The 25,153-nt window shown below is 64.0% G+C and carries 33 protein-coding genes; 23 read left to right on the forward strand and 10 right to left on the reverse strand.

Annotated elements, in window-relative coordinates:
• Nucleotides 1-690: 690 nt before the first annotated feature.
• Nucleotides 691-1,605 (forward strand): hypothetical protein, encoded by a 915-nt coding sequence (locus AB0L74_RS10120; RefSeq protein WP_365648203.1) that lies wholly within the window; start codon nt 691-693, stop codon nt 1,603-1,605.
• A gap of 78 nt (nt 1,606-1,683) precedes the next feature.
• Here AB0L74_RS10120 and AB0L74_RS10125 read toward each other — a convergent pair whose 3' ends face one another.
• From AB0L74_RS10125 to AB0L74_RS10135, 3 genes are all read right to left on the reverse strand, one after another.
• Entirely contained in the window at nt 1,684-2,343 is a 660-nt protein-coding gene (locus AB0L74_RS10125; protein ID WP_365648206.1) for a hypothetical protein, read from the reverse strand.
• A gap of 184 nt (nt 2,344-2,527) precedes the next feature.
• Entirely contained in the window at nt 2,528-2,665 is a 138-nt protein-coding gene (locus tag AB0L74_RS10130) for a hypothetical protein (RefSeq protein WP_365648209.1), read from the reverse strand.
• 937 nt (nt 2,666-3,602) lie between these two features.
• Nucleotides 3,603-3,773, reverse strand: coding sequence for a hypothetical protein (locus AB0L74_RS10135; RefSeq protein ID WP_365648211.1), 171 nt, complete (start codon nt 3,771-3,773; stop codon nt 3,603-3,605).
• A gap of 537 nt (nt 3,774-4,310) precedes the next feature.
• On the opposite strand from AB0L74_RS10135, the gene AB0L74_RS10140 reads away from it, so the two are divergent.
• The 22 genes from AB0L74_RS10140 (at nt 4,311) to AB0L74_RS10245 (ending at nt 18,543) form a co-directional block, all read left to right on the forward strand.
• Nucleotides 4,311-5,492, forward strand: coding sequence for a helix-turn-helix transcriptional regulator (locus AB0L74_RS10140; RefSeq protein WP_365648214.1), 1,182 nt, complete (start codon nt 4,311-4,313; stop codon nt 5,490-5,492).
• Between the two features lie 1,239 nt (nt 5,493-6,731).
• Complete coding sequence (locus tag AB0L74_RS10145) at nt 6,732-7,319, forward strand: hypothetical protein (RefSeq protein WP_365648217.1); 588 nt, start codon at nt 6,732-6,734, stop codon at nt 7,317-7,319.
• A 40-nt stretch (nt 7,320-7,359) separates the two neighbouring features.
• On the forward strand, nt 7,360-7,554 hold the full coding sequence (locus AB0L74_RS10150; RefSeq protein WP_365648220.1) for a hypothetical protein: 195 nt from the start codon (nt 7,360-7,362) through the stop codon (nt 7,552-7,554).
• Between the two features lie 378 nt (nt 7,555-7,932).
• Nucleotides 7,933-8,142 (forward strand): hypothetical protein, encoded by a 210-nt coding sequence (locus AB0L74_RS10155; RefSeq protein ID WP_365648223.1) that lies wholly within the window; start codon nt 7,933-7,935, stop codon nt 8,140-8,142.
• A 228-nt stretch (nt 8,143-8,370) separates the two neighbouring features.
• Nucleotides 8,371-8,601 (forward strand): hypothetical protein, encoded by a 231-nt coding sequence (locus AB0L74_RS10160; RefSeq protein ID WP_365648226.1) that lies wholly within the window; start codon nt 8,371-8,373, stop codon nt 8,599-8,601.
• A gap of 11 nt (nt 8,602-8,612) precedes the next feature.
• A complete protein-coding gene (locus tag AB0L74_RS10165) occupies nt 8,613-8,996 on the forward strand; it encodes a hypothetical protein (RefSeq protein WP_365648229.1) in 384 nt (127 codons plus the stop codon).
• A 9-nt stretch (nt 8,997-9,005) separates the two neighbouring features.
• Nucleotides 9,006-9,206, forward strand: coding sequence for a hypothetical protein (locus AB0L74_RS10170; protein ID WP_365648232.1), 201 nt, complete (start codon nt 9,006-9,008; stop codon nt 9,204-9,206).
• 87 nt (nt 9,207-9,293) lie between these two features.
• Nucleotides 9,294-9,740: a hypothetical protein gene (locus AB0L74_RS10175; protein WP_365648235.1), complete on the forward strand. Its 447-nt coding sequence runs from the start codon at nt 9,294-9,296 to the stop codon at nt 9,738-9,740.
• A 97-nt stretch (nt 9,741-9,837) separates the two neighbouring features.
• Nucleotides 9,838-10,242, forward strand: coding sequence for a hypothetical protein (locus AB0L74_RS10180; protein WP_365648238.1), 405 nt, complete (start codon nt 9,838-9,840; stop codon nt 10,240-10,242).
• 24 nt (nt 10,243-10,266) lie between these two features.
• Nucleotides 10,267-10,602, forward strand: a complete 336-nt coding sequence (locus AB0L74_RS10185) for a hypothetical protein (RefSeq protein ID WP_365648241.1) — start codon at nt 10,267-10,269, stop codon at nt 10,600-10,602.
• A gap of 278 nt (nt 10,603-10,880) precedes the next feature.
• The gene (locus AB0L74_RS10190) at nt 10,881-11,189 is read left to right on the forward strand and encodes a hypothetical protein (RefSeq protein ID WP_365648244.1); all 309 of its coding nucleotides are present in this window, start codon (nt 10,881-10,883) and stop codon (nt 11,187-11,189) included.
• Nucleotides 11,190-11,199: 10 nt separating this feature from the next.
• Complete coding sequence (locus tag AB0L74_RS10195; RefSeq protein ID WP_365648246.1) at nt 11,200-11,448, forward strand: hypothetical protein; 249 nt, start codon at nt 11,200-11,202, stop codon at nt 11,446-11,448.
• A 50-nt stretch (nt 11,449-11,498) separates the two neighbouring features.
• Nucleotides 11,499-12,059: a hypothetical protein gene (locus tag AB0L74_RS10200; protein ID WP_365648249.1), complete on the forward strand. Its 561-nt coding sequence runs from the start codon at nt 11,499-11,501 to the stop codon at nt 12,057-12,059.
• A gap of 156 nt (nt 12,060-12,215) precedes the next feature.
• Nucleotides 12,216-12,581, forward strand: coding sequence for a histone-like nucleoid-structuring protein Lsr2 (locus AB0L74_RS10205; protein ID WP_365648252.1), 366 nt, complete (start codon nt 12,216-12,218; stop codon nt 12,579-12,581).
• Nucleotides 12,582-12,592: 11 nt separating this feature from the next.
• Nucleotides 12,593-12,922, forward strand: a complete 330-nt coding sequence (locus tag AB0L74_RS10210) for a hypothetical protein (RefSeq protein WP_365648255.1) — start codon at nt 12,593-12,595, stop codon at nt 12,920-12,922.
• Nucleotides 12,919-13,146, forward strand: coding sequence for a hypothetical protein (locus tag AB0L74_RS10215; RefSeq protein WP_365648258.1), 228 nt, complete (start codon nt 12,919-12,921; stop codon nt 13,144-13,146). Before AB0L74_RS10210 ends, AB0L74_RS10215 begins: the two co-directional genes overlap by 4 nt.
• Nucleotides 13,147-13,348: 202 nt before the next feature.
• Nucleotides 13,349-13,540 carry a hypothetical protein gene (locus AB0L74_RS10220; RefSeq protein ID WP_365648261.1) on the forward strand — a complete coding sequence of 64 codons (192 nt, stop codon included), beginning with the start codon at nt 13,349-13,351 and terminating at the stop codon, nt 13,538-13,540.
• Between the two features lie 22 nt (nt 13,541-13,562).
• Nucleotides 13,563-14,888 carry a DUF3987 domain-containing protein gene (locus AB0L74_RS10225; RefSeq protein WP_365648264.1) on the forward strand — a complete coding sequence of 442 codons (1,326 nt, stop codon included), beginning with the start codon at nt 13,563-13,565 and terminating at the stop codon, nt 14,886-14,888.
• Between the two features lie 244 nt (nt 14,889-15,132).
• A complete protein-coding gene (locus AB0L74_RS10230; protein WP_365648267.1) occupies nt 15,133-17,268 on the forward strand; it encodes a DUF6884 domain-containing protein in 2,136 nt (711 codons plus the stop codon).
• Between the two features lie 73 nt (nt 17,269-17,341).
• Complete coding sequence (locus AB0L74_RS10235; protein ID WP_365648270.1) at nt 17,342-17,491, forward strand: hypothetical protein; 150 nt, start codon at nt 17,342-17,344, stop codon at nt 17,489-17,491.
• Between the two features lie 120 nt (nt 17,492-17,611).
• Nucleotides 17,612-17,947, forward strand: coding sequence for an Lsr2 family protein (locus AB0L74_RS10240; RefSeq protein ID WP_365648273.1), 336 nt, complete (start codon nt 17,612-17,614; stop codon nt 17,945-17,947).
• A gap of 65 nt (nt 17,948-18,012) precedes the next feature.
• A complete protein-coding gene (locus AB0L74_RS10245; protein ID WP_365648276.1) occupies nt 18,013-18,543 on the forward strand; it encodes a hypothetical protein in 531 nt (176 codons plus the stop codon).
• Nucleotides 18,544-18,627: 84 nt separating this feature from the next.
• Here AB0L74_RS10245 and AB0L74_RS10250 read toward each other — a convergent pair whose 3' ends face one another.
• The 7 genes from AB0L74_RS10250 to AB0L74_RS10280 form a co-directional block, all read right to left on the reverse strand.
• Complete coding sequence (locus tag AB0L74_RS10250; RefSeq protein WP_365648278.1) at nt 18,628-18,834, reverse strand: hypothetical protein; 207 nt, start codon at nt 18,832-18,834, stop codon at nt 18,628-18,630.
• 8 nt (nt 18,835-18,842) lie between these two features.
• Complete coding sequence (locus AB0L74_RS10255) at nt 18,843-19,859, reverse strand: peptidoglycan-binding protein (RefSeq protein ID WP_365648281.1); 1,017 nt, start codon at nt 19,857-19,859, stop codon at nt 18,843-18,845.
• A 65-nt stretch (nt 19,860-19,924) separates the two neighbouring features.
• Nucleotides 19,925-20,188 carry a hypothetical protein gene (locus AB0L74_RS10260; RefSeq protein ID WP_365648284.1) on the reverse strand — a complete coding sequence of 88 codons (264 nt, stop codon included), beginning with the start codon at nt 20,186-20,188 and terminating at the stop codon, nt 19,925-19,927.
• Between the two features lie 17 nt (nt 20,189-20,205).
• The gene (locus tag AB0L74_RS10265; RefSeq protein ID WP_365648286.1) at nt 20,206-21,786 is read right to left on the reverse strand and encodes a glycosyl hydrolase family 28-related protein; all 1,581 of its coding nucleotides are present in this window, start codon (nt 21,784-21,786) and stop codon (nt 20,206-20,208) included.
• 63 nt (nt 21,787-21,849) lie between these two features.
• Nucleotides 21,850-22,917, reverse strand: coding sequence for a hypothetical protein (locus AB0L74_RS10270; protein ID WP_365648288.1), 1,068 nt, complete (start codon nt 22,915-22,917; stop codon nt 21,850-21,852).
• Nucleotides 22,917-24,149, reverse strand: coding sequence for a siphovirus ReqiPepy6 Gp37-like family protein (locus AB0L74_RS10275; protein WP_365648291.1), 1,233 nt, complete (start codon nt 24,147-24,149; stop codon nt 22,917-22,919). Before AB0L74_RS10275 ends, AB0L74_RS10270 begins: the two co-directional genes overlap by 1 nt.
• A 12-nt stretch (nt 24,150-24,161) precedes the next feature.
• Nucleotides 24,162-25,151 carry a phage tail domain-containing protein gene (locus tag AB0L74_RS10280; protein WP_365648294.1) on the reverse strand — a complete coding sequence of 330 codons (990 nt, stop codon included), beginning with the start codon at nt 25,149-25,151 and terminating at the stop codon, nt 24,162-24,164.
• Nucleotides 25,152-25,153 lie beyond the last annotated feature (2 nt).

Below are 25,153 nucleotides of genomic sequence, written 5' to 3' on the forward strand. Positions count from 1 at the left end.
GGCGCCGCCCGGTCACCGTCCGTCTGATGGACCGGCGGGCCGGACCGGGACGCGGACGTGGGAGGATCGGAGGTGGCGGACCGGGACGCCCGGAGAGATCCGGGCGCCCCTTCCGCGTACGGGGGTGGTCAGCGGCCCCTCGGCCCGCCCTTCGGCAGGCGCATGCCCTTCGGCATCGGGCCCTTGGGTCCAGTTCTCCCGCGTGGCTTATCCGTTCACTCTCTCTGTAGCCCCCTGACCTGCACGAACACGGCCCTCCCCCTCGGGGAGGGCCTTTCGTATGCCTCAGACGAAGAACAAAGGAAGGGCCCCCTTGCGGGGGCCCTTCGTCGCGTCCCCGCGTCAGCGGGAGCACTCACGCCAGGTGGTGATCTTCAATCTCCACTGGTGCGTTGCGATCCACCTGCGCTCTCGCGCAGCACGGGCCCCGAACGAGCGGGGCCGGCCGGTTGCCCGGCGAGAAGCACTCTGTCACACGCCGCTGACGGAGTGCTATCGAGTCGAGTCGACTCACCTGAACGAGGACCGGCGCTCGTCCTACCGTCCTGCGATGGCTCCGTCACCGAGAGGCTTAACCGGCGTCGAGCGATCATGGTACGGTCCCAACAGTTTCAAGTTCTGAGTTCTTAAACGGCCCCGAGAGGCTGCAACCTCTGGGGCCGGTAGCACACCGAAGAGGACTGGTCTTCGATGCACGTCCAGCGTACCAAGCACGCCTCCAAATACACCGTCGTCCCGAACGCGATCCTCCAGCACCGGAGGCTGAGCCTCACGGCTCGTGGCCTGCTGGCCCTTTTGCTCTCGCAGCCCGAGCACGGGGCCGCCACGGTGAGGGAGCTGACCGAGGGCTGCCCCGAGGGCCAGAAGCGCGTCGGCAACGCAATGGCAGAGCTACAGGCAGAGGGCTATGTGATCTGCACGCGCGTCCAGAATGCACGTGGCCACTGGTCCACCAGCGTCACGGTCTTCGACGTGCCCCAGGCCCCCGCTCCGGAGCCCGAGACTCCGGAGCCCGGCTGCCCGAGACTCCGGAGTCTCGGGATCAACCCCTTCGGGGAAAAGACCCAGGGAAAGAACCCCCCTACCCCCCAGGTGCCCGAGGGCGACGGCCAGAACGGGGAACGGGGGGAGGAAGCTCCGCAGTCGCAGGAGCTTGGTCGCGCTGCGGCTCTCCTGGGCCGACTGAAGACCGCCGTGCCCGCCCTAACCCTCTCGACCAGTGACATCGCTGCGCTCGCCCCTGTGGCCGCCCAGTGGCTTGAGCGAGGGGCTACCGAACTCCAGCTCCGCAACGAGCTGACCGAGGGCCTGCCGACCGTGATCAAGAGTCCGCGGGCTCTGCTGGCCGATCGCCTTACCCGCAAGATGCCGGCCGCTCCGGTCGAAGTCGAACTTCTAGTCGAGTGCGCGGAATGTGGCAGGTACCTGCCCCGTGGCCAGAAGGCCGGCATCTGCTCTGAGTGTGTGGGCGTGGCCCCGACCATGCCCGAGCCCGCCTCCGTTGGCCAGACCGAAGAGGCCGCGTCGCTACTGTCCGAGATCCGTCAGCGGCGAGCAACTGGCCGCATCAAGGGAACGTCCCGCCGCGGCTTCGCCACCGTCTGACAAACACGGCCTCCCTAGGCAGCGACCTCGGTTCAACCGAACCGAAGTCGCTGGTCAGACGCTTCGCACCCAAGGGTGTCAGGCATGCTTCGGCGGACGGCCACGGCGTCCATGGCGTCCACGGTTCAGCATCCCCTCTAGGCGAAGCATGCGGACCACATCAGGGCGCGGCTGGTTCCATTCGTTCTGCGGGATCTCGACACGTCGCCCGGCCGGGCACGCGCCCAGGAACACAGCAAACTGGCCATCACACCACGGCGGGACCCAGGCACCGGACCGGCACACATAAACGGCGTCGAAGGTGACGGTAGGCGCCTGGCCGTCATCGATGGTCATGCTCACCGGGACCAGGGGGCGCTCAGTCGGCCGTGCCATAGACTCGCGCCACGGGGGGAAACGCACGAACACCTGCGACCCGTACCAGTAGTGTGCCAACAACCAGTTCTCCGCAGTTACCGGACCCTTAGCCCGCCACTCGTCGAAGCTGTGATGGTTCGGCGGGTAGCCGCAGTCGTGGTGAGCGTCGTACAGATGGACCGACTCCCACGGGCCCGAGTCCCCCAGGTTGGACGGGAAGAGCTGGCCGGCCCAGGCGTTCGAATCAGCATAGAAGAGCGTCGCATCCGGCGAGATCTTGAACCTGTCCCAAAACCCGAAGTAACCCTTGCAGTGCGGCAGCGGGACCCCTGCCTTCATGAAGGCTCGCACCCGCCGCAGCCAGATCGCTTCGACGTGCATCGCGTCCTCTGCGACCGGCCACGCATACAAGTCGGCGTGAGGCCCAACGGGCGCTCCGGCCGTGGGCGTCGGAAAAAAGTAGTCCCAGTCAACCACTAGGAGATGGGGCATGCTGCGAGCCTAACGGGAAGGGGGAGCCCCCCGGCCGTAACCGGGAGGCTCCCTTCGAGGGATTCAGCGGGGGTCAGGCAGCGTGGCCGGGGGAGCCGGAACCGCCGTTCCCGTCCCCGTCCTCGATGTCCGTGTTGTCGTCGCCGTGGCCGCCGTTGTCGTCGCCACCGCGCACGGTAGCCTGCCTGGTGAGTGCGTCCTTGAGGGTCAAGGGCTTCTGCCTCTCTCAAGCGGCGCCCGAGGGGCCTTCCCGCGGGCGTTGTGCACTTGCCACCCGCCCCAGTCGCGTGCCGGGAAGCTGTCGGCTGGGGCGGGGTCTAGCCCCGCTCCCCATCCCTCTGCACGGGGGGAGCAGAGGCACGGGGGGTTCTTGATGGGGAGCGGGAGTCTCAGAGATCAGAGAAGGGCGTTGAGTGCGCTCCGAAGAAACTCGGGCGTGCTGCGGCGCCTCGCCATCTCGTACGCCTGCGCCCGAAGGCGCGCTTCGCGGGCAAGATCGACGATGGCCCACTCGCACGCTCCGGGGTGGCCCTTGTAGAGCGTGCACCCGGAGCCCAGCCGCGTAGCGGTCAGCAAGCAGCATTCAAGGTCTGCAAGCCATTGAGCGGGGGCCTCGTCCCGCCAGCAGAGGAACACGTCAGAGTTCCTATGCCCGCCTGAACGGAGGAAGGTCACATGCCGATCATGCGGACCGTCTTCGAGCATGCACTGAAGCGCACCTTCCTCCGCCCAGTCGATATCGGGGGTCGGAGAGTCGAGACACGCCGCCCGGTCCATGACCTCGCTGCCCGGCTCCACGGTGGCCGTACACCGGTACGTCATCGCAACCCCCCGGCCGCAGCAGCGGTGAGCGTGCAGCCGCAGAGCACGTACACAACGAGGGCGGGGACGGCCCAGGCGCAAGGTCGTCGTCGGCGTAGCTTCACCATGGGAGGGGCCATACCTTTCCTCCCGCGCACTCGGGGCACGGGACCGTGAGACGGTGGTTGCAGGTGTAGCAGCCGTCGAAGCCGAAGCATCTTGGACACCACACGACTGTGTGACCGATACACAATCCGCAGTAGGTGTCTGGCTTCGGAGGCTCAACGGCCGCGGGCGGAGGCGCCACCGAAAGGTGAGCGTCACCCTCAGTGGCATGCTCGAATCCGTCAGAGCGTGTTACCCAGGGAGCCATGCTCAGCCCGCCGGCGGTTCTCCTCAGAAATCAGCCGCCGCAGTTTCGCCAGCACCGGACTGTCGACCTCAGCCGCTTCGGCGGGTCCATCGCGCTGCACTTCCTCCGCGTCACCTTCGAGGCCCTGTCGCAGCTCCTCAGCCATTGGGGGGCCTCCAATCCGTCGAGCGGCGGTGCGGATGGTTGGCAATCTGCTCGTTGTAGTTCTTCAGGGAGATAGGACTCCCCACAGGCCGGATCGCTTCTCGCGCCCTCGCCAGGGCGGTGCAGGTCCGGCAGCCGTCGACAGGCACAGGCTCCAGCGTTGCTGAGGTCACCGTTGCGGGGCGCATGCCCATCAGACCAACCGTTCCCGAAGGCGCTGGCTGACTCGCCCCACCAGTTCGCGCGTCGGCTCCGCGAACGTTCGCGGCCACCAGCTCGGGGCGTGTTCGTAGAAGCTCCGCCACTCACGAACCGCCACGGTCACCGAGCACGGTCCCTCGTAGCCCGGCAGGCTCTGCTGCGCCACGCTCGACTTCTGACTCCCGCTCACTACCACGTACCTCCGTGGACGAGTCTTCGCTGCTGTTACAAGACAACTACGGGAGACCAAGATCAGTTAACACAAGACTTGCACAACCGCTTCTGGCCATTGGGCAACTGATGGCCCGTCGGCTCGCGCACGTGGAACAGTGGACGTATGGAGAGCACCCCCGCACCCGGCGAGAACATCGCCGTCCTGCGCAAGGCCAGAGGACTGGGCCAGGCCAAGCTAGCTCGCTTGGCAGGCATCTCCGTGTCCTACCTGACCAAGATCGAGAACGGCATTAGGCCAACGACCCCACCGGTGGCCGCGGCCGTGGCGAAGGCGTTGCACGTTCCCGTGCAGCGCATCTACGGACAGCCTTTCCTCGGACCGTCTGAGCAGGCAGACCTTCTCAACGAGCTTAGGGGAGCGGTGCGCAGGTACACCCTCCCGAAGGAGGACGTACCCGACCCGGCCGTATTGGCGGCCGATGTGGACAGGGCCATGAGACTTCGGGCCGAAACCAAGTACCTGGAGTTGTTGGAGCTGCTGCCGCGGCTCCTGGGGCAGGTGACTGCAACTGCCTTGTCGTCCCCTGGAGAGGCCGGCGCCTGGACTCAGGTCTCAGATGTCTACGGATGCGCCTACGCAGCCGCCCACAGGCTCGCTCAGCCTGACCTAGCCGACATGATCGTCTCTCGACAGGTCTGGGCGGCTCAGCAGACTTGGAATCCCGAGGCTGAAGTCGTGGCCGCCTGGAACGAGGCTGGCACTTACCAAAGTGCTGGGCAATACGAGGATGGCTTGGCCATCGTCGAGAGGGCCATCGTTCGCTACGAACAGGCTGCTGCGGCCGATACGCCGGTTCGTGCGCTGTCCCTGGGCTCTCTGCACCTCCGAGGAATCGTTCTTGCCTCTCGCCACAAGGACGCGAATGCCACCGCAGACCATCTCCAGAAGGCGAAGAGGTATGCAGAACGCATCCCGAACGACATTCTGAAGCACAATCTGACCTTCGGGCAAGAAAACACGGCTTTGTACGAGCTTGCGGCCCATATCGAGTTGGGAAATCCTGATAAGGCCGCCAAGATGGCAGATCCGCTGTTGAAAGCTCCGCCTGCGACCCTGAAACCTAACCGATTGGGTCGTATGTACATCGACATCGCTCGTGTGCGGCTCGAAACGAAGGATTATTCCGGGGCTGAACAGGCCCTTGAAAGGGCATTCGAGGTTGCTCCCCAAATGACTGAGATCCACCCCATGTCCCGAGAGGTGATCAGAGTACTGTTCGTGCTTCACCAGAGGGCACGACCTAAGCTCATGGCGATGGCGAAGAAGACCGGCCTCTCTGCGTAGTCCGGAACTTGCGACCGCAGTTGGGGAGGGTATACCCAACCGCCTACAGTATAGACGTCGGTGTCAAAACCGCCGTTCTGGGACATGAGCCCCCTGATTTGAGACGCACGTCTCAGGTCGGGGGGTTATTTCTTTCCTTCCAGTGCCATGTATGAGGGGTGTCGACAGGCCAGGCCGGCGCGAGACGGGACCCCGAGCCCGCTTCGAGGGGCGAAGGAAAGATCCGAGGAGATTCTTTAAACCCGTACACGATCGAAGAACGGTGCCCCCGGCGGGTCCGCTTCTATTGAATGTATGTATTACCCCCATGTGCTTAGCCTGCCTAATGAATGAAATAAGCGTGTCAATGTGCGCAAGTAAAGCAGATGAATGCACATGCAATGCTAATAACTCCAGGTAAAGCGCAATTGCGCTGTGTATTCATTCCTTACGGGCACGCGCAGTGTCGGTGTGAGCACAGTCGGTACGCATATGCAGGCAGATATGTCCTCCTTTGAGGCTTTCCTGTGCCCCAAAAGTCCGGAATGTCTTCCGATATGCCCGAAATGCCGCCCAGGTATGTCCCGTTTTGCGATTAACTTGAAACTGTCTGTGCCGCATATACTTAGGACATCGAGAGGGGGGAACGGCCCGAAAGGGCCGGAAACCCGGATCGATACTGGATGCCGGAGGGAGTGCGGCGACCATAGCAATATGGTCGCGTGCCTTGACCAAAGGTAGTCCGTGCTACTTGAGAACTCAACAGTGTGTAGTCATACCTGCCCTAAGCGGCCCGTCGTGAGACGCTGCCGTGACGCGCACTATCCGTGAGGACTACTGTCGGTCCGGTATGACGCCCGTGCGAGGAGTAGAGCGCTTCGGCGAACGATCCCACCCGCGATGACCCTGCCAAAGATGTGTGCAATGACGGCGCATTCCGGCTTGTGAGCGTTATGGGGAAAAAGACACGCATCGCACGACGGAGAACTCTCAGGGGACACATGTCCCCTGGGGTTGGGCCAGAAAACTAGCAGGCACTCAGGAACCTAGTGTGCACTTTTCGTGCACCGCGATGACCAGTGCGCAGTGAGACCTATCTCAGGAGGAATAGGTGAGAGCGCGAGCAGGGAGGAGTGCCTAACGTGCATAGGATGCACGGACCATGCCGCCCGTATCAGCTAGGCGGGCGGCGCCGATAGGAGTAGGCACATGGTCACTGAATTAATTCAGTGGCTTTGGTTCTATTCTAGGAGGCAAGCCATGACGGCAATCTTGCCGGACACGAAGACCCGAGAATCGATGAAGGCGGGCCAGATCCCCGGCTCGTGGAAGTACGTCCCGATGCCCGTGCCCGAGAGCGACAAGGAACATGAGGCATACCTGGCCACTCTCAAGCGCCAGGACCAGGCGGAGCACCGCGCCACTTTCAGAGCAGATCCGGAGGCCAAGACGAAGGCCCTGCCTGAAGGCCGGGAACAGGACCGGCTGTACGCGGAGAGGCAGGCTGAGCGCGGTATCGAGCCCATCCGCCCTAACGCCCCCTTTGACCGCCAGGGGGCCGTCAGGAGCCTTGTACGCCAGGGCATCGACAAGGCGCCCGTGGACGAGGTGTACGGCCGCACGGAGCGCGAGCGGGCCGCCCTGCCCAACAAGGAGGAGACACCCAACACGCTCTTCCGCAGCCACGTCAAGCGCAAGAAGTCGGCCCTGGGCCTCACCGCCTTCGGCCCGAGCTTCCGCGTCAAGGGAGGCAACCGAAAGAAGCGCAAGAAGGTCGCGGAGCCGAAGGCCCGCAAGGGCTTCGTCACCGAGCTGCCCGAGCACCTGAAGCAGTATGCCCAGGCATAGCCATACCCAAAAACTTGAAACTGTTGGTTTGGAGTGTAAGGTGAAGTTCGCAGTCGACCCTTCCAACAACCTCCGCCGGATGTGCGCCGTACGCGGGGACGGATACGCCCGAGTCTGGAAGGTGCGTACGTACATGCGCGGACGGGACGTGACCAAACGGTTCTACCTGTGCTGGAACACGGTCACGGGTGAATTCCGCGTGGTCTCCACCGACCAGATGTCAGCCCTCTACTAGGAGAGTCCCCTCATGCGTATCCGCCGTGCCCTCGGTGCCGCTGCCGTTGCCATCCTCGCCCTCACGGGGTGCTGGGCCGTTTCGCCCGACTCCGACGCCCCCGTGCCCGTAAACGAAGTGGCCGTGTTCAACGACGGCTTCGTGGACTCCAAGCGGGACGATTGCGACCAGGGCTTCAAACCCGCCTGCGACTGGCTCGCCAACAACCGCTGACAGGAGAGCGCTCACGTCCGGCCGGCGTCGGCCCCAGGTCCGAGAACTGCTCATTGTGCCGATGCGTCAGTAGGTCATCGGCCCGGAGACCCACCCATAAGCGAAGGCCCGGATAGGGGAATTATCCGGGCCTTTCGCGTTCCAGTATACGCGAAAGGCTATCTCATGGCTGTCCAGCTCTTGAAGCACACGCTGAAGCGCAACCGCTTTGGCGACGACATGTCCAACTGGCACAAGTGCCGCAACTGTGGCTCCAACAACGGCAGTCACATCGCCGTGATGCCCAAGGTGTGGCGCGGGATGATCCTGGACGGATACGACCTCTTCGAGTGCAACTACTGCGGCTACCGCGGATACATCGGAACGGGGAAGTGACCGTGCCCAAGCTCGACTTGGAGAGCCCGCGTACGTGGATCTCCCTGGGCCCGGCCCTTCGTCGGCTGGGGCAACCGCGCATTCCCGGCCGGTACCGCGTCGTTTCCTACATCAACGGCTCCATCACGCCCGGCCGCACGCTCTCCCGTCGCGGAGCTATCCGCACGTTCCAGCACCACACAAAGAGGGGCATCTGACATGCCGATGGCAACGCTCCGCATCGACGCTATGGGAATCGTAAGGGCCGGGAAGGCCCCGACGCAGGAGTACACGGTTATCTGGCGCAACCTGCGTACGGGCGAGGTCGCCACCGAGACCCGCACCGAAAAGCTCAACACGCTACGGGGATACATCTTCAACGTGGGTATGAACTACAACTTCACCGGCACCGGACAGGTGCTCGGAGCGGAGATCTGGCGTACCTACAAGACCCACTCGAAGCGGATCTACACCTACTGAGGGAGAGAGCCATGCGAGACGGAATCGTTCGAGAGTGGGTTCCCACCAAGGACGTGAAAGTCGGAGACAAGATCTCCTGCCTACTGAGTGATGCCTCCGCAGACCTGGAAGTGACCGGCTGGGAAGACAAGGTCATCGACCTGACGCGATACGGCCTAGGCGTCTCGACGTACCGCCATTTCAAAGTGTCTTGGGCGCCCTGGTGGGCCTGCGACATGAAGGCATTCCGGCTGGACGGCCCGGAGGGCAAGGCCCTGGTCCTGGCCCGCAAGCTCGTCCACTACGGCGCCAGCCGCACCGCGTGCGGCGACCTGCGAATGCACGACACGGCCACCACGTTTATGCCGGCCGTGACCTGTGAGGTCTGCTTGGCCTCCATCTATCGATCTGCCTGAAGGAAACCCATGTCGAGTCGTAAGTATTACGTGGTCGAGATCGTGGAAACGGTCGTCCACCAGATTCCCGTCCGTGCCAAGGACTCGGACCAGGCTGAGCGTAAGGCCGAAGACATTTGGACGACCAAGGTCGCCCCCGGTACTGATCCCTACTTCCAAAGCTCCGACTGGGACTTCGGCCGCACGCGAAAGGGGAGGGTCGGTAAGTGACCGGCGCTGAACTGGCCTGGTTCGTCACCGGATTCGTCATCGGCAGTCTCATCACGGCTGCCGCTCTGCGGCAAGGAAGGTAATCAAATGAGTTTCCAGATCGCTTGGAGCCTGGACACCCCCGGCGTGAAGCATGTGACCTTCTCCGGACACCGCACGACGTGCGGCCTGTCCGTGTACGAGGCCAAGCCGGTGTACGAATCGACGCCCGCGGAAGTGAGCTGCCGGACCTGCGGGGCCCACCTGATATTCGACATGGAGCCTGCCCTGAAGGCCGCTGTCAAGCACGTGCGTGCGCAACCCGGCACCGCCAATTGGGATGACGCGGCCATCTATGACTTCGCTCATCGGGTGGGCGAGTTGGTGGGCGAGGTCGCTTGGCAGGTGAAGCGCGACCACGGCCGATGGAACAGCAACCACGTCCTCAGCGAGTTCATGGCCGGCGGAGGCTGGATGACCGACAAGAGCCCTGAGGCCCGCCTGATCGGGACGACAGCTCTCGCCGTGCTGGAAGTGCTTACTGAGTCCAACTGACCGTACGAGCACCTTTGTCGAGAGGCCCGGACAGCGCTGTCCGGGCCTCTTCCATGGGCGCTCGCCCAGTCAATACCCCTACGCAGAGAGGCACATCGTGCGTATTCCCTTCATCTCCCGCTTGCGTGCCCACCGCGACCTGCGGGACACCGCCCTGACCGTGATAGCCCAGTCCAACAGCCAGCTCCACGAGGACCTGAAGACTCTCCGGGGACAGGTCGAGGAACTGGTGAAGCTCAACCGCCGTAGAGAGCTGCTGGTCATCGCGGCCCACGCCTTCGCGGACAGGTTCGATGACGAGTGGCTGGCCTCCGAACTCGCGGACCGCATGTCGGATGCGGACTTGGAGACCCTGCTCGACCTCTTCCACGCGGCCGGCCGCTCCGAGGCCATCGAGATGTGGAAGAGCCACCACACCACGGATCAGACCGGCCCGGAGTCCAGCGAGGACCAGGGCCAGGGGCCCGCCCACGCTCAGGTCCCCGTCGTCAGCGCTCTCTAACTAATCGGCCCGGAAGGAATCGCCATGCCCGTGATCCTTGAGAAGCCTCGCACCCACGCCGGTGCCATCCCCGCCAGCCTGATCGGCCTTTCAGTCATGGCCCGTCCCTTCTACCACGTCCCCGAAAGCCGCTCGTCCCTCCGGGCCGTGCGCTCTCCGTTCACGTTCGAGGCCCGAGTGATCGAGACCTTCGGTGACGCGATGGTGGTCGTGGAATTCACCTGGGACACGGCTTCGGCGCCGTGGAAGAAGCGGGCCATCTTTTACCCGAGGGAACTGCACCAGACAGCGGGGTGGTTCCCCGTCTGCATGTGCCCGGCGTGCGCTGGGGACGGAATACACGAGCACAACGGGGCCTGACCTCTGAGCGGTTCCTGTTTGGTGGCGGCCGGGAATTCCCGGCCGTTCGCCACGGGCACCCGACAGAGAGGAAGATCATGCCCCACAAGTTCGAGGAGGGCGACAGGGTTACGCACCCGAAGCGCCCTGGGCAGGTCGGCAGAGTGATGAAGGTGGAGGAAGACACGTATTCCTTTCACGATCCGATCTATCACATCTGCTGGACTCCACAGATTCCCGGATCTTGGTGGATTCCGATGAGGGAACACCATGCTCTAAAGAAGGTCGAGAACTGACGCATGTCTCGCAAGTACCCCAAGAAGGTTCGTAAGGAATTCAAGCGCAAGCTGGCCCGGATCATGCCGAGGGAAGACGGCCTGCGGCCGTTCACCGTCGTACAGGACTGGGACTCGGACATGTTCGCTGAAAGTTGCGACGACATTCAGGGAAGCGACGACCCGCAAATCTTTCATGTGTGGGCGGCTAGCGGCGCGGATGCTTCGGACGAGGCCGACCGTATAGCGGTCGAGCGCTTCGGTGAAGAGGCCGCCTACTACCTGAGCCACGTTGCCATTCTTCAGGGCCACGCGCCCTTCGCCACTGACTAAGGAGTTAACCATGGCTATCGAAATCATCATCGAGCGTGCCCCTGACGGGAAAACCACCCTGTGGTACTTCCGCGACGGATTGCTGGTACGGGCGGAAGACCTGAACATCACCGAATTCTGCGTCGATCCCGGAGCCTCGGGTGGCGATGAGGAATGGGCGCGAGGAATGAAGGAGACCGCAGAAAGCGCGAGTGCCATCACTCGCCACTACATCCGGTCCATGGTGGCCGACTACACCAAGGGAGGGAACTCTTCGTGAGCTGGTGATACGACGTGCACATTTCGCCACCGACTGAGAGAGGTAAACATATGGAATTCGAGATCAGCCCCGACCTTGCCCACCTGTTCGCGGGCGCCGTGGCGGCGCACATACGCAGCCGCGCGGGCGGAGTGGAGATGAAGAGCGAGGAGGAGGCATGGCACGAGCTGTGGATCGCCTTCCGTGACGCGGACGGCTCGACGGTGAAGGTCTCGTTCGAGGCCGGCTGCCAGGCTTACTGGGTCTGGGGCATACCCGGTGTCTGGCGGGACGAGCCGACCCGGCAGTACGTGAAGGGCGTTCTCCGCCCGCAGTGGAAGGCGCAGATGCGGGCCCGTGCGCTGGAGCAGGTGAACCGACGCAAGGCCGCGGAACTCATCACCATCACGTTCGAGCCGCACCCGGAGCCTCGACGCTGGACGACGGACGGCGGGCGCCTTCATTGGGTCGCGTACGGCAATGTCCTGGTCTCGTGCCGGGAGCACGGCGAGGTGATCAAGGCTCTCTCCACCAACCTCATGGACCAGCAGCATCCCTGGATGAACAGTCAGGCGGCGCTCTGGAAGGGCAACCACCTGCGCCAGGAGCACGGCATTGACCTCCAGTTCTGACCCGACGGGTTCAATTCGGTGGCTAACCAGGGCCGCAGCTAACGCCAAGCGGCGTGGAAGTCCGAGCGAAGTATTCCTGGACATGCTTACGGCGGAACTGCACGGCTACATGCCCTATGACGTGGCGCGGGCTACCGCCGAAGGAAAGGTGGATCGGTGGTTGACCTCGACGGAGAGCTAGACCTCGAAGACGTAGCGGACTGGTGTACCCGGCAACGTTGGTTCACGACTGGCCCTTGGGACACGGAGTTTCAGGAGCGCAGATTCCATCCGAAGGTCATCGCGCTGTATCGGAAGGAACGTGCTCGCGAACTGGAGAAGGCGCAGCGCGAGATGGAAGAGCGTGAGCGTCAGGAGCGTATGTGGGAAGAGGCCCGCGAGTCCCGCGAACGCGCGGAACATCAGCGCTGGCTCATGAAGGACATGCGCACATGGGGCCGTGAGAACGGCTACTTCGTCGGCACGCGGGGGCGAATTCCGCGGACGGTAGTCGACGCCTACAGAGAGGCAAAGGGACTGTGAAGCATACGCACATGGCTGTGGGGATGATCCCCGAGGGGCTGGTGAACATCGGCGTCATCCTGGCGTGGACGCCGGGGGAGCGTGACTACACGGTGACGCTCATCGACCGCGAGGTGCAGCGCATCAAGGGGCAGCAGTATCCCTCTGTCGCGACGGAGGTCATCGGGTACGAGCCGCCGGCCTCGGATCTGGACGTGAAGGTCTATCACGCCTTGACTCGCCGCAGCCCGCTCGTGGCCCGCATCGCTCAGACCCTTGCCGGGTCCGGCTACCTCCAGTGGCTCTACCCGGCCGCGATGTCGAGCAAGGCCCGCGCGAGGTACGAGGAGGCCGCTCGATGAGCTTGGTGCAGCGGTACGCGGCCCTGGAGGCGGAGGCCACCTTGCGGGCCGCCAAGGCGGCGCAACTCGACACCGCGAGAGAGAGGGTCCGGGCCCTCACCCGCGTCTTCCAGATGTGCGGAGCGCAGGCTTGCGCCTTCCACCAGCCGGAGATCGCAGCGCGGAAGCTGGTGCGGGCGGCCATCGCCATCTACCGATACGAGCGGGAGGTGTTCGGTGCCTGACCTCCGAATACCCGCGAGACCGTCCGGATGGTCGATTCCTGTGTGCATGACTGTCAACGGGCGCAATCCGTAAGGCGGTTCGGTACCGAGTGGCCTTGATGGAGGCCGGGAGTTCCCGGCCTCTCGTCACGGTCTCTTGCCCGAGTCCGAGAGCACGATCAGACACCTGTAAGCTATAACTTGAAACTGTTGGAGGCTGGAGATGGCCCGCAAGGTCATTGAAATGATCACGTGCGACGGCTGCACGAAGAAGGGGCTGGCGGACGTTTCGGCGACCGTGGAACTGAACATCGCGACCGATGAGTACCACCTGTGCGACGAGCACGGAGAGCGCTTCCGCCGGATGCTGCGTGAAGCGCTGGGACTGTCGGAGAACGTGGCACTGAGCGCCTGAAGAAGGGGAGGGAACAAGAGAGATGACCACGTTCGAGCAGATGAAGTTTGGCCCCATGGGCGATGTCGTTGAGGCGGCTATGCCGACCAGCGAAGCCGACCCTGTAGGGGTTTGGGCGACCTGCCTGTCCCTGTATTCCGCAGCGATCAGCCGCACTGTGCGCATGGACCGGCGGCCGGTAGTCGTCTGGACCGTGCTCGCAGGTAGGAGCGCTCTGGGGCGCAAGGGGTATGCCCTCGGTACGGCGACGAGTGCCCTCAACAAGGTGATTGGGGGGTTCGTGCATTCACGGCGGCGTTCCGGCGTCTCCAGCGGGCCGTCGCTGGTCGACATGCTTTCCAAGCTGGAGCTGGAGACGGTAGGGGCGGACGGCGGCATTGACGGCCGCTGCGTCCTGATCGAGGAAGAATGGGCCTCTGTCCTGAAGGATCAGAAGAAGTGCTCGAAGTTCTCGACGTACTTCCGTACGGCCTGGGACGGAAAGCCTCTGTCCAACCGGACCAAGAAGGACGGCCTTCAGAGCGTCGCCCAGCCCCTGCTTGGATTCACGGCGCACATCACCCCAGGTGAGTGGGCGAAGTACGTCTCTTCGAGCGAGGCCCTGGGAGGCTCGTACAACAGGCTGCTCCCGGTCTTGGTCGAGCGCTCGAAGATGCTGCCGTACAACTCCCAGCCTGAGATCCCGGACACCACGGCTCTCAAGGAAGCCTACGAGTGGGCCACCGAGGAGTCTCGGGCCATGGTCTTCTCCGCTGAGGCCGGCGAACGGTACGACGAGATCCGGGCCGTGGTGGAGGACCGGATGGCGGAGATGCCTGAGCTGCTGGCGTCGTACATGGAGCGTTCCGCGGAGCAGGTGAAGCGGGTCGCGGCGGTCCTGGCAACCACGGAGATGACGAGCGTGGTCAGCCGTGATGCGGTTGAGGCGGCCTGGCAGTTCGTTTCCTACTCGATGAATTCCGTCGAGAAGCTGGTGAAGGACGCGGCCACCGACGGGGGTGGTAAGCCTATGAAGACCCCTGAGGAAATGATCATCGAAGTCCTGAAGCGGCACGGGGGAGAGGCGAAGTCGTCTGATCTTCTGCGGCCCCTGTGGGGAAAGATGAACGCGGCCGGGATCAAGGAGACCGTGGCCGGAATGGACAACGTGGAGATGCGCGAGGTGAAGATCGAGGGTAAGCGCGGCGCACCCTCGATCGTCTACCGGCTGCTCGATGCCGAAGAAGTCGAGCGCTTGAAGGAAGAGAAGAGCAAGGTCATTGACCTGGGAGCCCTGCGGGCGAAGACCAAGCCTGTACAGAACACTCCGGTCCCGGCCAACACGAACCCGTTCGTGAGTCTGCTGTAAGGAAAGTAAGTAATGCGCACGTCCTGTAAGAGCCTGTTCACTCGCCCCTCGAAGAGGGTGGAGGTTCTACTTTCTCCGCCCACCAAAGAAGAGGCATGGGAGGAGTGTAGGGAATGGGCTGAGCGAATACGGAACCTGGACATCGCTGATCGCTTCGGAGTGAACGTGAAGCGAAGCCGAATGGGCAGTTGGGACGTGCGCCTGATAGACCGATCCATCCCTGAGAAGAAGAACGGAATCTGAGATGAGTGACACCAAGACCTTGCGAGTGCCCGCGCAGCTCCGGAAGCACGTGCTTCGGACCGTCAAGCCGACGACCAAGGGCGAGCGTGAGCTGTTCGCGGCCTGCGAGGCCGGCGCGAAGGAGCTGGAGCGCCAGGGCAGGAACAGCATGAACACGATCGAGCTGGAGCTGACCAACGATGCTTTGGGGGTCGTGCTCGGACTCGCCCGCAACTGGCTGGACGACGCCAACGGCAACAACGTCATGGCGGCCAAGTCGATGCTCAAGTTCGAACTGGAGTACGAGCCGGACGATCCTCGCGAGATCCGGCACGCGGTGAAGATGCCGAAGTCCGCAGCCGGCCTCTTCCGCAGCCCGTACTCGCTGGAGTTCAAGAAGGACACCAGCATCCCGCAGGCCGTGAAGCAGGAGCTGGCCCATATGAGTTGGGCGACGAACGGCGTCTCCGGTCGGATCACCACCGAGACGCTGGGCTGGTTCCTGGACCAGATGAAGCGGCAATGGGACCACCCGACCCCGGCCGTGCAGCGAGCCGTGCGGAAGTTCATCGGGACCTACACCGAGCCGTACGAGCAGACACAGCGGCTCATCAACGGGTACCTCGGTACCGGCGATGACCAGGCCCCCGAGCTGTCCGCCGACGACTTCAAGGCCGCCGTCGAAGGCCCGGCGGACAACGAGGACCAGGAGCCTGCGTCCGTCGACGCGCCTCAGCCCTGGAAGCCCGACCTGCCCGATGGTGTCAGCATCAGCTTGATCAGCGACCGTCCCGAGACGTACGGGGTTTTCTGCTCGCGACACGGAGGCGCGGAAGCGCTGATCTCCAAGCACGAGGACATGGGAGGCGCCATCGCCGGTGCCGCCGCACACGGACTCGACCACCCCAAGGTCACCCCGATCCCCGATAGCGACCTGGAGGCGCTGCGCGGGTTCGGCCTCAGCAAGGCGCAGATGACGGTACTGGCCCACGCGGCTGACGGCAGGCTCATCGAGGACCCGAAGGGCTTCTACCTCGACGATCAATGGACCGAGGGCAGGGCAGTCAAGCGTCTCCGCGTACTGGATCTGTGGGCGCGCGGGTGGCTCATGTACTCCTCCGTGGACGGTAGGCGGTACTTCCGGCTCTCACCGGACGGCAAGCGCTACTACCGGCTTTGGCACGACGCACAGCGTCAGGGGCTCATCGACTACACCGAGCACGACACCTTGAACAGCGCGAAGGAGCAGCGAGCCTCTTACCCACCGCTCGTGGCTCAGGACCAGGCCCCCGAACCCGAGGTCGAGCCGAAGCGTCTGGTCGTGATCGCCTGCGGCGGAAAGAAGTCGGACGCTCCGGGGAAGATCCCCGCAGAGGAGCGGTACACCGGCAACTACTTCCGGGCCTGCCTCATGGCCTCTGAGGTCATGGACGGCCCCACGATGGTGCTCAGTGCAAAGTACGGTCTCATCCCTCTCACCGAGGAGATCGAGAACTACGACGTGCAGTGGGGTGGCAAGGGCAGCATCCGACTCGGGACCGTGAGGGATCAGGTCGAGGCCCTGGGCCTTGAGGATGTCAAGGTGACTGTCCTGGGCGGGGCGAGGTACGTGAAGGCGGCCCGACAGATCTGGCCGGACGCGGAAGCGCCCCTGGAGGGCGGCATCGGTCAGCAGCTCCAGCAGCTCGCCGGCATCTACGGGGGCGAGGCCCTGGAGGACAACGAGGACCAGGAGCCCGCGGGGCCGGAGTCGTGGAAGTCCGGGGAACTCCGGAACGTATTGAATCTGCCCAGCCGATACCGCAACCACGAGCCGATCATCTGGTGGGGAGGTAAGGCGGGGAAGCGGAACCCCGATCCGGTCGGCTGGCAGAAGGCCAAGGTCGTCTACACCGGAGACGGGAAGTACGACATTTGTCACCCGGAGACGTACGAGACCTTCATGACGTGTTCGCTGGTCTCCCAGATCCACTGGGCCTACGTCGATGACAAGAACCCGGTGGGCATGAACAACCAGGAGCCCGAGGAGAACCCCGCGTCGGCTGGCGGCTTCGAGGTGCCGGCCAACTTCCTTGAGCTGGCTGAGGAAGCCAACACGGACGCCGCGAAGCGGTACTGGAAGCGCCGGTGTGCGGAGTACCGCAGGACCGGCAAGTAACCGGAGAGCTAGCGGCCCCGGACAGGGGAATTGTCCGGGGCCGCTTCTCTGATCTCAGAGTACAGGAGATGGCATGTCCAAGTGGTCGCTATGGGGAGACGGCCCTGACCCCCTGACCGTAGACCTCACCGAGGACCAGGCCCGCTGGTCGTTGCGCGAGTTCGCTGCGGAAGGGCGGACAGACGTGTACGCGGAGAACGAGGACGGAGACGTGATCGAATGACGTCACAGGCCCCCCAGTTCAAGGGGGGTCGGCTCATCCTGTGATGTTCTGCACGAAGCCCCGGACCCTCCCGCAACCAAGTAACATACGCACAACAGATATAGAAGGTAGGAAGCAAGCATGGCTAAGAAGACGGTCGTTCTCCTCACTGATGACCTCACCGGGGGCGAGGCCGATGAGACGGTGACGTTCGCGCTCGACGGCAAGACGTACGAGATCGACTTGACGCACAAGAATGCTGAGAAGCTGCGGGGGGCCCTCAGCAAGTACGTGGCCGCTGGCCGGAAGTCTGGCCGGCCCGCGAGTACACGTAACCGGTCCACCAGTTCCCAGGGCAAGAACGGACCCGACACGGCGGCCATCCGGGAATGGGCGAAGCAGAACGGCTACGAGGTCAACGACCGCGGGCGCGTGCCGGCCCCCATCCGTGAGGCGTACGAGAAGGCCAACGGCTGACCTGACAGGCCGGACATGGAAGAGCCCTCGACCGAAGTCGGGGGCTCTTCGTTGTAGGGAGACAAATGCGACACAAGCGCAAGGCGATCATCTACTTCGAGACTAAGGAAGCGTTGCTCAGCCTTTCGGAGTTGGAGGCGCTGTCTCAACTCAAGGAGGCCGTCCAAGAGTACGGCCTGACCCTCGTCGGCGCGCTGGTCGAGCCCGCGGGTGAAACCTACTCGGTGGAGTACCTGCGTATCCTAAGAATGTGGCGGAACGATGACGTTCAGGTCATTCTCACCTGGGACGATGAAATGAAGAGCCGGGCTTTCTATGACACCGAGTTTCCCGGCTTCCCGGACCTGAGGGACGTTGACGCGGTACTCGAAGAGCCTGACCCCGACGTCGACGCCGAAGACCTCGCGTACTACGTGGAGAGGCACCAGGAGGTGATCAGGGCGGCCTTGCAGGCGCACGCATCCGGGGTGGCGAGGGATGCCAAGGAAGAGCTGGAAGACCTGTTGGGCATCGAAGACCCGCTGCGGCACCTCCCGCCAGGGACGATGTACCTGGACACAACCAACCCCGAGGCTCAGCTTCGGATCAAGGAGTAGGGGCGGAACGACGAAAAGCCCCCGCCCACCGAAAGGTGGGCGGGGGCAATTCATCTCTTCTCACCCGAGGTAGACCCCTCTGCCTCAGCTATCCGGAGGCTCCTCATACAGGGCCTCCGCAGTCTTCGAGTCCTCATGCCGCTGTGCCACCTCACCGAGGCCGAGAACAGCGGCGAGGACAGGCACCAAGGCTTCCCACGGGACGCCCGGCCACGCCACGACCAGGAGCGGAACCAGAGCCGCGAGAAGGGCGGTCAGTCGGACACTGTGCTTCGATACGAAATCCTTCATGGGGCCTCCTACTTCATGAGCCGCGCCCAGGTCTCCGGGCCGGGGTATCCGTCGGCAGACGCACCGGACCAGCCCTGAGCGCGCTGGAACGCCTGCGTGGCGAGTCGGTCAGCCTCCGTCCAACGAGGGCCAGGACCAAGGGCGTAGAACTTCCCGAACCCCTTCTTGACCAGGGCCTCACCGAGCTTGGTGACGTGCTCGTTCACCTGGCCCGGCTTGAACTTCGCGGCGCCGGGGAAGGCCGTCTTCGGCTTCGGCTTGGGTGCCGGCTTCGAGGCCGGCGGAGTGTCGGGAACGCTCACCTTGTCGCCGGGGTGCACCACGTCAGGGTTCTTGATCTGCGGGTTGAGCCCGAGTAGAGCAGCCAGTGAGACGCCAGCGCTCGCGGCGATCATTCCGAGGGTCTGGCCCGACTTCACCACCACGGTCCGAGACTTCGAGGTCGAGCTGCTGGAGCTGGAGCTGGAGCCCGCGGGCGCCGAAGCGGTCGCCGCGTAGTGGAAGCCCGCCTTGCCCTTCTTGCTCGGGTCAGCGGTCGTGATGCCTTCCTTGAACTGCGGAAGACCATATCCGTACACGTAAGCGTCCTTGCGGTTCCGCTTTCGCAGATACACGCCGTCCCCTTCTGCGGAGCCGGTCACCGACGTATTGCCTTCTACCGTGGTGATCGTCTTGGAGTCGTAGCCGACCACCAGACCCGTGTGCGTCCCGCCGCCTCCACCGAAAAATACCTGGGCGCCGATGGCGGGATACTCGGACCAGCGCTTCTTGCTCTTGAACCAGGAAACGCCGACCGAGCACGAAGCGGAGCGCGGGTACAGAGCCGCGACGCCCGCCTGATCAGCGACCCATGCGACGAACGCCGCGCACCACGGATATCCGTAGCCGTCCTGGCCGTAACCGGGGATCTTCCCAAGCCACTTGTTGTACTTCGAATTGTTGACCCAATGGCCGTTGGAATAGACCTCCTTGGTGCCAACCTCAGCCCTCGCGGTGCTGAGCACCTTGGCAGCCTGAGTGCTCATGTATGCCTCCTTCGGGCATGCGAAAGGGGCCGACCGCACAGGCCGGCCCCTCGAAGTCGTGGGAATCAGATGCGGATTGTCCGCACTCGGTCGGGATCGAGGGCAGTCAGCAGCTCCACGAGCTTCTTGTTCTCGTCCTCAATCCGGGTCAGACGGTCCTTGATCTCAGTCAAGTCCTTCGCCAGGCGGTCAGCCCGCGCCTTCTGGGCTTCCGCCTCCTCCCGCCAGACCTTTGCCGTATTCGTACGGAAGGCCCCCAGGACCACAACAGCGAGCGCAACGAAGGTCGCCACCGGCCCCGAGAAGGAGAAGAATTCGTTGATGGTCATGAGGGCTCCCGGAGCTGTCAGTACGCCTGGACGCGATCCTCTGCGTAGTTGTTGCCGGCCACGGTGGTGACGGCCTGGAACTTGATGCGCTCGTTGGCGCCTTCCTGCTGGACGCCGGCCGTCAGGCCGTGTAGGTACGCGCCGATCACGGTCACGTCTCGGGCGTCCTTGACGCGGACGCCGTACTGCGGGCTGGTGCCAGCGGTTCCGCCGTCGTCGGTGCCGACGTAGCAGCCCAGGCCGGTCACGATGACCGGGGCGCGGTTGGACAGGGCAAGACCCGCGTATCCGCCCCCGCCGGGGCCGCCGTTGCGGCCGTCTCGCCGGGTCTGGAGCGCGTTGATGAGGAACGGCCCATTTCCGGTGGCGTCGATCCGCACGCCGTTCCAGCCGTTGCGGTCGGTGCTGCACGCGCTCATCGTCATGGAGCCCGACCCTGGCCCGGTGCCCCAGGCCCCGGTGATCCAGAAGCCGTCTCCGCCGCACCACTCAGCGCGGCACGCTTCGAGGATCGTGTTCGGGGAGGCGGTCAGCTTGATGCCGGTAGCCGCGCAGCCGATGACCTGCACGTCGATCATGGTCAGGTCAGTTTGTCGCTCGAAGGAAATGCCGTTCGCGCGGGCGCTGTCGACCATCACGCTGTGGAGGCGCCAGGAGTAGGGGAACTCGCCCGCGGAGTTCGATCCGGTGATGATGCCATTGTTCGGCATCCGCCGAATGCACACGTCTCGCAGGATCACGTTCTGGACGTTGCCCCTGGCGTGGAGGCCATCGAGATTCCCGGTGGTCACCTTGGAGCCGTCGAGCATGAGATTGATAAGCCGCTGCTCACCGTTGAGTGCAGGGTGGGTGCCGTCCGACTCACCAATAATCTGGATCATGGCACCCGTCGTCATCGACGGGTCGGCCTGGATGTAACAGGGGAAGTCCTCATTCACCATGCCGGGACCGACCATGCGGTTGGAGTGAGAGCCCAGCAGGGTCACTCCGCGGGGGAGGTCGAGGGTTTTCGTGATCCGGTAGACGCCCTTGGGGAAGTAGACGATGCCGCCGATACCGGCGTTCGCTACCGCCCGCCGGATGGCCTCGGTGTCGTCGGCCACGCCGTCGCCCACCGCTCCGTAGGCGTCGGCCTTGACGTTGAGCCAGTCGGCCATCTCGGGGGTCTTGGCAACGTCGGGGAGCTGATCGAGCAGGACCCGGCCGAACGGGTCGAGAGTGGCGAGGCCGTTGGCTGCCCCCTTCTGGGCCTTCAGCTCAGCGAGCGCCGCGGCCTTGGACCCGTGAGGGTCTTCGGCGGCCACGTGCTCCGCGAAGCGGTCGCCCAGGTCCGTGGCGAGGATGGCCACGCGAGGCCCGCCGAAGTCGAGGTACAGCCGCTCAGGGGATGGCTCAGGGCCGTAGAAGGCTGGCACCATGCCGTCTGCGTCTGCCTGGAGCTGGGAGATCGGAGCCCCGTCGAGGTCGGTCAGGTCGGTCACCTGGACAGCGCCTTCGGAAGCGCCGTCCCACACCGTTCCGATGGCTCCGGGGACACGGCCGCCGGCTACGTCTTCGGCCACGTCAGCGGCAGTGCCGCCAAACAGATATCGAGCCATAAGTCTCCTTGGAAATAAAAAATGCCCCTACCGGGGGGCGGGATGGGCGGCTCTGCCGACGGGTTAGAGCTTGGCTGCCTCGTAGACTCCGGAGATGGTCAGGTATCCCTTACGCGGGAAGAGGGGAAGGCCGTCCAGGCCCGAGTTGGTCGAGTAGTTCTTGTTCGGGTAGTACAGGTACATGGTGGAAGTCGGGTTGCCCCGGTTCACCTTGGCTGTGATGCTCATGAAGTTCGGCAGCTCCGTGGAGTGGCCGTCCCCGTTGTTGTCCAGGTGCCCGGTGAATATCTGCCCTGTCGCGGCGTTCGCCGGTACGGGCAGGGTGACCCCGCACGTCCAATTCCCCTTGTTCAGCTTGAGGTCGGACGAAGAGGTCGAGGCGATGTAGACCGAGAACCAAACGGCGTTCGGTGCGATCCAGCGCCAGCGGCCTTGGCGGGTGGCCGGGTTGCCGATGCCTACCATGCTGGGCGTGTAGGTCCGGGCCTTGCTGAAATCGCGAGTCGGAACGAAGCCATCGCGGCCCACGAAGTATTCCGTCTGCCAGTCATTGTTATTGCTGTCCATGTCCATCACGAAGGTGCCATTTTCCAGCAGGGCGCCGGCATAGGGAGCGTTCCACGGGATGGCGACGTGTTCCACGGTGTCGAACGGCATCACGTTGACGAGGCTGAGAGCGCCGCTGGCGGCCGGGACGGTGACCTGATGAAGCGGCATCTCCCACCGGCCCCCGTACGCGCGGGTGAGCGCGGGAGGCTTCGGGGTGGCCGCGGCCTGGCCCTTCACTACGGCCAGGTTGACTGAACCAGTGCCGAGATCGGCCCGGAGGACGATCAGGTCGATGCGGGGGAGTGTGCTGGTGTTGGAGGTGATGGTGACTGCCTGAGTCGCGGTGAGCGTGTAGTAGAAGCCGCCGACGAAGGCGCGGCCTGGGGCGATGTTCACCGTCGTGCCGCTGGTGATCGTTGCTCTGAAGGGGATTTGTCCGCCGTCGATGGACGTAGCGGTGAGCCGGAAGTCGACGCGATCCTTGCCGAAGGCTCGGGCCATGTACTGCCACTGAGTCTGAGACATCATCTGCTGTCCGCCGCCAGCACTATCGGCGGAAAACGGGTAACTGATCTCTGCCATTACATCCTCGCCTCTAGCCTGCGCAGCTTTTCGCGCATCTCGAATACCGTCTTGTAGATGTTGAGTGGGTTGCCTGAGCCCTGCTCCCCAATGCTGGGGGAAACCGTCTCCGTCTGTCCGCCCTGGTCCACGGTGATGGAGACCTCGCGCACGATGTCCGTGTATTCCGTGCCGTCCACGGAAACCGTCACTCGGTCTCCTACGAAGTAGTCCCGGCCGAACTTTACGAGCGGAGTGTCGACGGGATAGATTTGGAAGTTGCCGTTTTTCGCGCCCTGGGAGAGGACTTCCGTTGCGGCGTCCTTCACGGCCTGCTGAGCGGTGGCGAACTGCTCGTCCGTCACGGAGAGGTCGGCCTTTACGGGCTGGCCCGTGGTCGGGTCGGCCTTGATGGGGAGGTCTCGACGGTCTACGAACTGCTCGATCTGGAGGCCCCATTCGGCTTCCGTCTCGGTGTCGATCTGCTGGTACAGGTACCGGCCCTTGCCGGTGCCCTGGCAGGCCACGATGACGCGGGTGACGGTGGGGGCCGTCAGCGCCCACGTGAATTCGCGCAGGTTGCCCAGCTCGCGACTGAAGCGGACCTTCTTGGAGAGGTCCCGCGGAGTGAAGAGGCTGAGGCTGATGGCCCGCTTGTTCGGGTCCCAGAGGAACCGGTAGCCGGTGGTCGTGGTGTCGATCCACGATTCGAGCTTGGTCCCGATCACGTCCCACTGGAGTTGATCAGAGACCTTACGGCCCAGGCTGGTGTCGGCGCCCACCGCCACGCTGTCGATCCGGCGGCCGGCGAGGGCTCCGGGGCCCAGGGCCTGATTCAGCTCGGACCAGATCAGATGGCCGGCCGGCCCCGAGACTGCCCGCCCGGTGTCGTCGGCCTGCCACTGCTGGGTGGCCGGCCGGGTCGGGTCGGGGTAGGCCAGTCGCCTGTAGGCGAGCGCGTTGTCGCACTTCCCGCCGAAGTACAGGGACCCGGCCCCGGAGTGCTGGGAGTTGGTCCAGTAGTGCTGGAAGCTCTCGATCTGCCCCGTGATCAGAGGCGTGGTCACGCCGTCCTGGTAGATGGCGACTCCGCCGCCCCGCTGGAGTAGGTCAGCCTGGGGTGTGCCGGCCTGCACGAGAATCTGCCATGAGCCCTGCTGGCAGTATCGGACGACGAGATCCATGGAGATCCATGTGTCGATTACTCCTATTCGGTTCAGAGCAGCGTCGCGCACCTCCACCCGGTATCCCATGTGCACCTCTTGTCAGTACGTCGCATATCGCGGAGTCAGTTTCACGTTTACGGTCGCCGTCCCGCTGCCGGCGACCAGTGATGTCTTGACGGTCGACGTGCCCGGAGGGAGGGGCCAGAGGGACGGCGAAGGGTTCATCAGAGGGAAGTAATTAATCCCCCGGTCATCGATCGCTGTCTTGTATCCGGGCCGTGTGTCGATGGTGAGTGTCCGGCCGGCCTGGAGTGCGTCAGCACCACCGGCCTGCGCCGGTATCCCGAACGTGGAACCGTCCGGACCGGTCAGCGCGAAGGACTTCAGTGGACCTGTGAAAGTCCATACGGGCCACGCTTCGATGTCGCCGGGATTGGAGACGGTGATTGTGTCGGCCGCCGTCGTACCGGCACTCAGCCTGACGGGAAAGAAGGGGTTCTTCAGGAAGGGCTGAGCTGTGCCGAAACTCCAGCTTGCAGCCGCTTCGAGGTCGCCGTAGAAATAGGGGTCCATTGCTGTGAGCTGGATGCCGTAGGTAATCCAGCGGAAGCCTGCGGCGTCGGCGGATTCATTTCCTTCCATGCCCCCGGCGTAGTAACACTGAAGCCGACGAGTCACGCCGTCCTGCTCCACGAACGTGAGTACGCAGTATCCCGATTTCGGGTTCAGGGCGTTCGCCAGCTTTCGCTTGAATGCCTTGAGCGTCTTCCGGTCGATGCCGTAGACGTAGACCGGCAAGAGCACCTGCCGGGCCGCCGCCCTGGCTCCCCGGTACATGGAACCGTCGAGGTTGGGGGAGTCGTCCGCGTGCAGCTCGAAAGGGGGCAGGTCGAGGCCGGACACGCCGGGCTGTAGCACAATGACCGGCCATGAACGGCCCTGGAAGCCGGTCAGGGGGATTTCCTCCCCCTGACCATTGGCTCCCCTGATCGACACGTACGTGTGCTGCCAATTCTCGGGCACCGGGACCGCGGGCGCGGAGAAACGAGCCTCGCTTACCGGGGCCTTTGACCTTACGGGAATCGGCATAT

Source organism: Streptomyces sp. NPDC052020 (assembly GCF_040680575.1).
Classification (GTDB): domain Bacteria; phylum Actinomycetota; class Actinomycetes; order Streptomycetales; family Streptomycetaceae; genus Streptomyces.

What these genes read in the sequence shown, in the direction of transcription:
- AB0L74_RS10225 (WP_365648264.1), top strand. Translation starts at nt 13,563, where the DNA reads ATGACCACGTTCGAGCAGATGAAGTTTGGCCCCATGGGCGATGTCGTT.
- AB0L74_RS10195 (WP_365648246.1), top strand. Translation starts at nt 11,200, where the DNA reads ATGGCTATCGAAATCATCATCGAGCGTGCCCCTGACGGGAAAACCACC.
- AB0L74_RS10140 (WP_365648214.1), top strand. Translation starts at nt 4,311, where the DNA reads ATGGAGAGCACCCCCGCACCCGGCGAGAACATCGCCGTCCTGCGCAAG.
- AB0L74_RS10125 (WP_365648206.1), bottom strand. Translation starts at nt 2,343, where the DNA reads ATGCACGTCGAAGCGATCTGGCTGCGGCGGGTGCGAGCCTTCATGAAG.
- AB0L74_RS10235 (WP_365648270.1), top strand. Translation starts at nt 17,342, where the DNA reads ATGTCCAAGTGGTCGCTATGGGGAGACGGCCCTGACCCCCTGACCGTA.
- AB0L74_RS10270 (WP_365648288.1), bottom strand. Translation starts at nt 22,917, where the DNA reads ATGGCAGAGATCAGTTACCCGTTTTCCGCCGATAGTGCTGGCGGCGGA.
- AB0L74_RS10175 (WP_365648235.1), top strand. Translation starts at nt 9,294, where the DNA reads ATGAGTTTCCAGATCGCTTGGAGCCTGGACACCCCCGGCGTGAAGCAT.
- AB0L74_RS10120 (WP_365648203.1), top strand. Translation starts at nt 691, where the DNA reads ATGCACGTCCAGCGTACCAAGCACGCCTCCAAATACACCGTCGTCCCG.
- AB0L74_RS10215 (WP_365648258.1), top strand. Translation starts at nt 12,919, where the DNA reads ATGAGCTTGGTGCAGCGGTACGCGGCCCTGGAGGCGGAGGCCACCTTG.
- AB0L74_RS10265 (WP_365648286.1), bottom strand. Translation starts at nt 21,786, where the DNA reads ATGGCTCGATATCTGTTTGGCGGCACTGCCGCTGACGTGGCCGAAGAC.
- AB0L74_RS10155 (WP_365648223.1), top strand. Translation starts at nt 7,933, where the DNA reads ATGGCTGTCCAGCTCTTGAAGCACACGCTGAAGCGCAACCGCTTTGGC.
- AB0L74_RS10135 (WP_365648211.1), bottom strand. Translation starts at nt 3,773, where the DNA reads ATGGCTGAGGAGCTGCGACAGGGCCTCGAAGGTGACGCGGAGGAAGTG.
- AB0L74_RS10185 (WP_365648241.1), top strand. Translation starts at nt 10,267, where the DNA reads ATGCCCGTGATCCTTGAGAAGCCTCGCACCCACGCCGGTGCCATCCCC.
- AB0L74_RS10240 (WP_365648273.1), top strand. Translation starts at nt 17,612, where the DNA reads ATGGCTAAGAAGACGGTCGTTCTCCTCACTGATGACCTCACCGGGGGC.
- AB0L74_RS10260 (WP_365648284.1), bottom strand. Translation starts at nt 20,188, where the DNA reads ATGACCATCAACGAATTCTTCTCCTTCTCGGGGCCGGTGGCGACCTTC.
- AB0L74_RS10145 (WP_365648217.1), top strand. Translation starts at nt 6,732, where the DNA reads ATGACGGCAATCTTGCCGGACACGAAGACCCGAGAATCGATGAAGGCG.
- AB0L74_RS10190 (WP_365648244.1), top strand. Translation starts at nt 10,881, where the DNA reads ATGTCTCGCAAGTACCCCAAGAAGGTTCGTAAGGAATTCAAGCGCAAG.
- AB0L74_RS10250 (WP_365648278.1), bottom strand. Translation starts at nt 18,834, where the DNA reads ATGAAGGATTTCGTATCGAAGCACAGTGTCCGACTGACCGCCCTTCTC.
- AB0L74_RS10255 (WP_365648281.1), bottom strand. Translation starts at nt 19,859, where the DNA reads ATGAGCACTCAGGCTGCCAAGGTGCTCAGCACCGCGAGGGCTGAGGTT.
- AB0L74_RS10275 (WP_365648291.1), bottom strand. Translation starts at nt 24,149, where the DNA reads ATGGGATACCGGGTGGAGGTGCGCGACGCTGCTCTGAACCGAATAGGA.
- AB0L74_RS10245 (WP_365648276.1), top strand. Translation starts at nt 18,013, where the DNA reads ATGCGACACAAGCGCAAGGCGATCATCTACTTCGAGACTAAGGAAGCG.
- AB0L74_RS10220 (WP_365648261.1), top strand. Translation starts at nt 13,349, where the DNA reads ATGGCCCGCAAGGTCATTGAAATGATCACGTGCGACGGCTGCACGAAG.
- AB0L74_RS10165 (WP_365648229.1), top strand. Translation starts at nt 8,613, where the DNA reads ATGCGAGACGGAATCGTTCGAGAGTGGGTTCCCACCAAGGACGTGAAA.
- AB0L74_RS10160 (WP_365648226.1), top strand. Translation starts at nt 8,371, where the DNA reads ATGGGAATCGTAAGGGCCGGGAAGGCCCCGACGCAGGAGTACACGGTT.
- AB0L74_RS10280 (WP_365648294.1), bottom strand. Translation starts at nt 25,151, where the DNA reads ATGCCGATTCCCGTAAGGTCAAAGGCCCCGGTAAGCGAGGCTCGTTTC.
- AB0L74_RS10210 (WP_365648255.1), top strand. Translation starts at nt 12,593, where the DNA reads ATGGCTGTGGGGATGATCCCCGAGGGGCTGGTGAACATCGGCGTCATC.
- AB0L74_RS10170 (WP_365648232.1), top strand. Translation starts at nt 9,006, where the DNA reads ATGTCGAGTCGTAAGTATTACGTGGTCGAGATCGTGGAAACGGTCGTC.
- AB0L74_RS10200 (WP_365648249.1), top strand. Translation starts at nt 11,499, where the DNA reads ATGGAATTCGAGATCAGCCCCGACCTTGCCCACCTGTTCGCGGGCGCC.
- AB0L74_RS10230 (WP_365648267.1), top strand. Translation starts at nt 15,133, where the DNA reads ATGAGTGACACCAAGACCTTGCGAGTGCCCGCGCAGCTCCGGAAGCAC.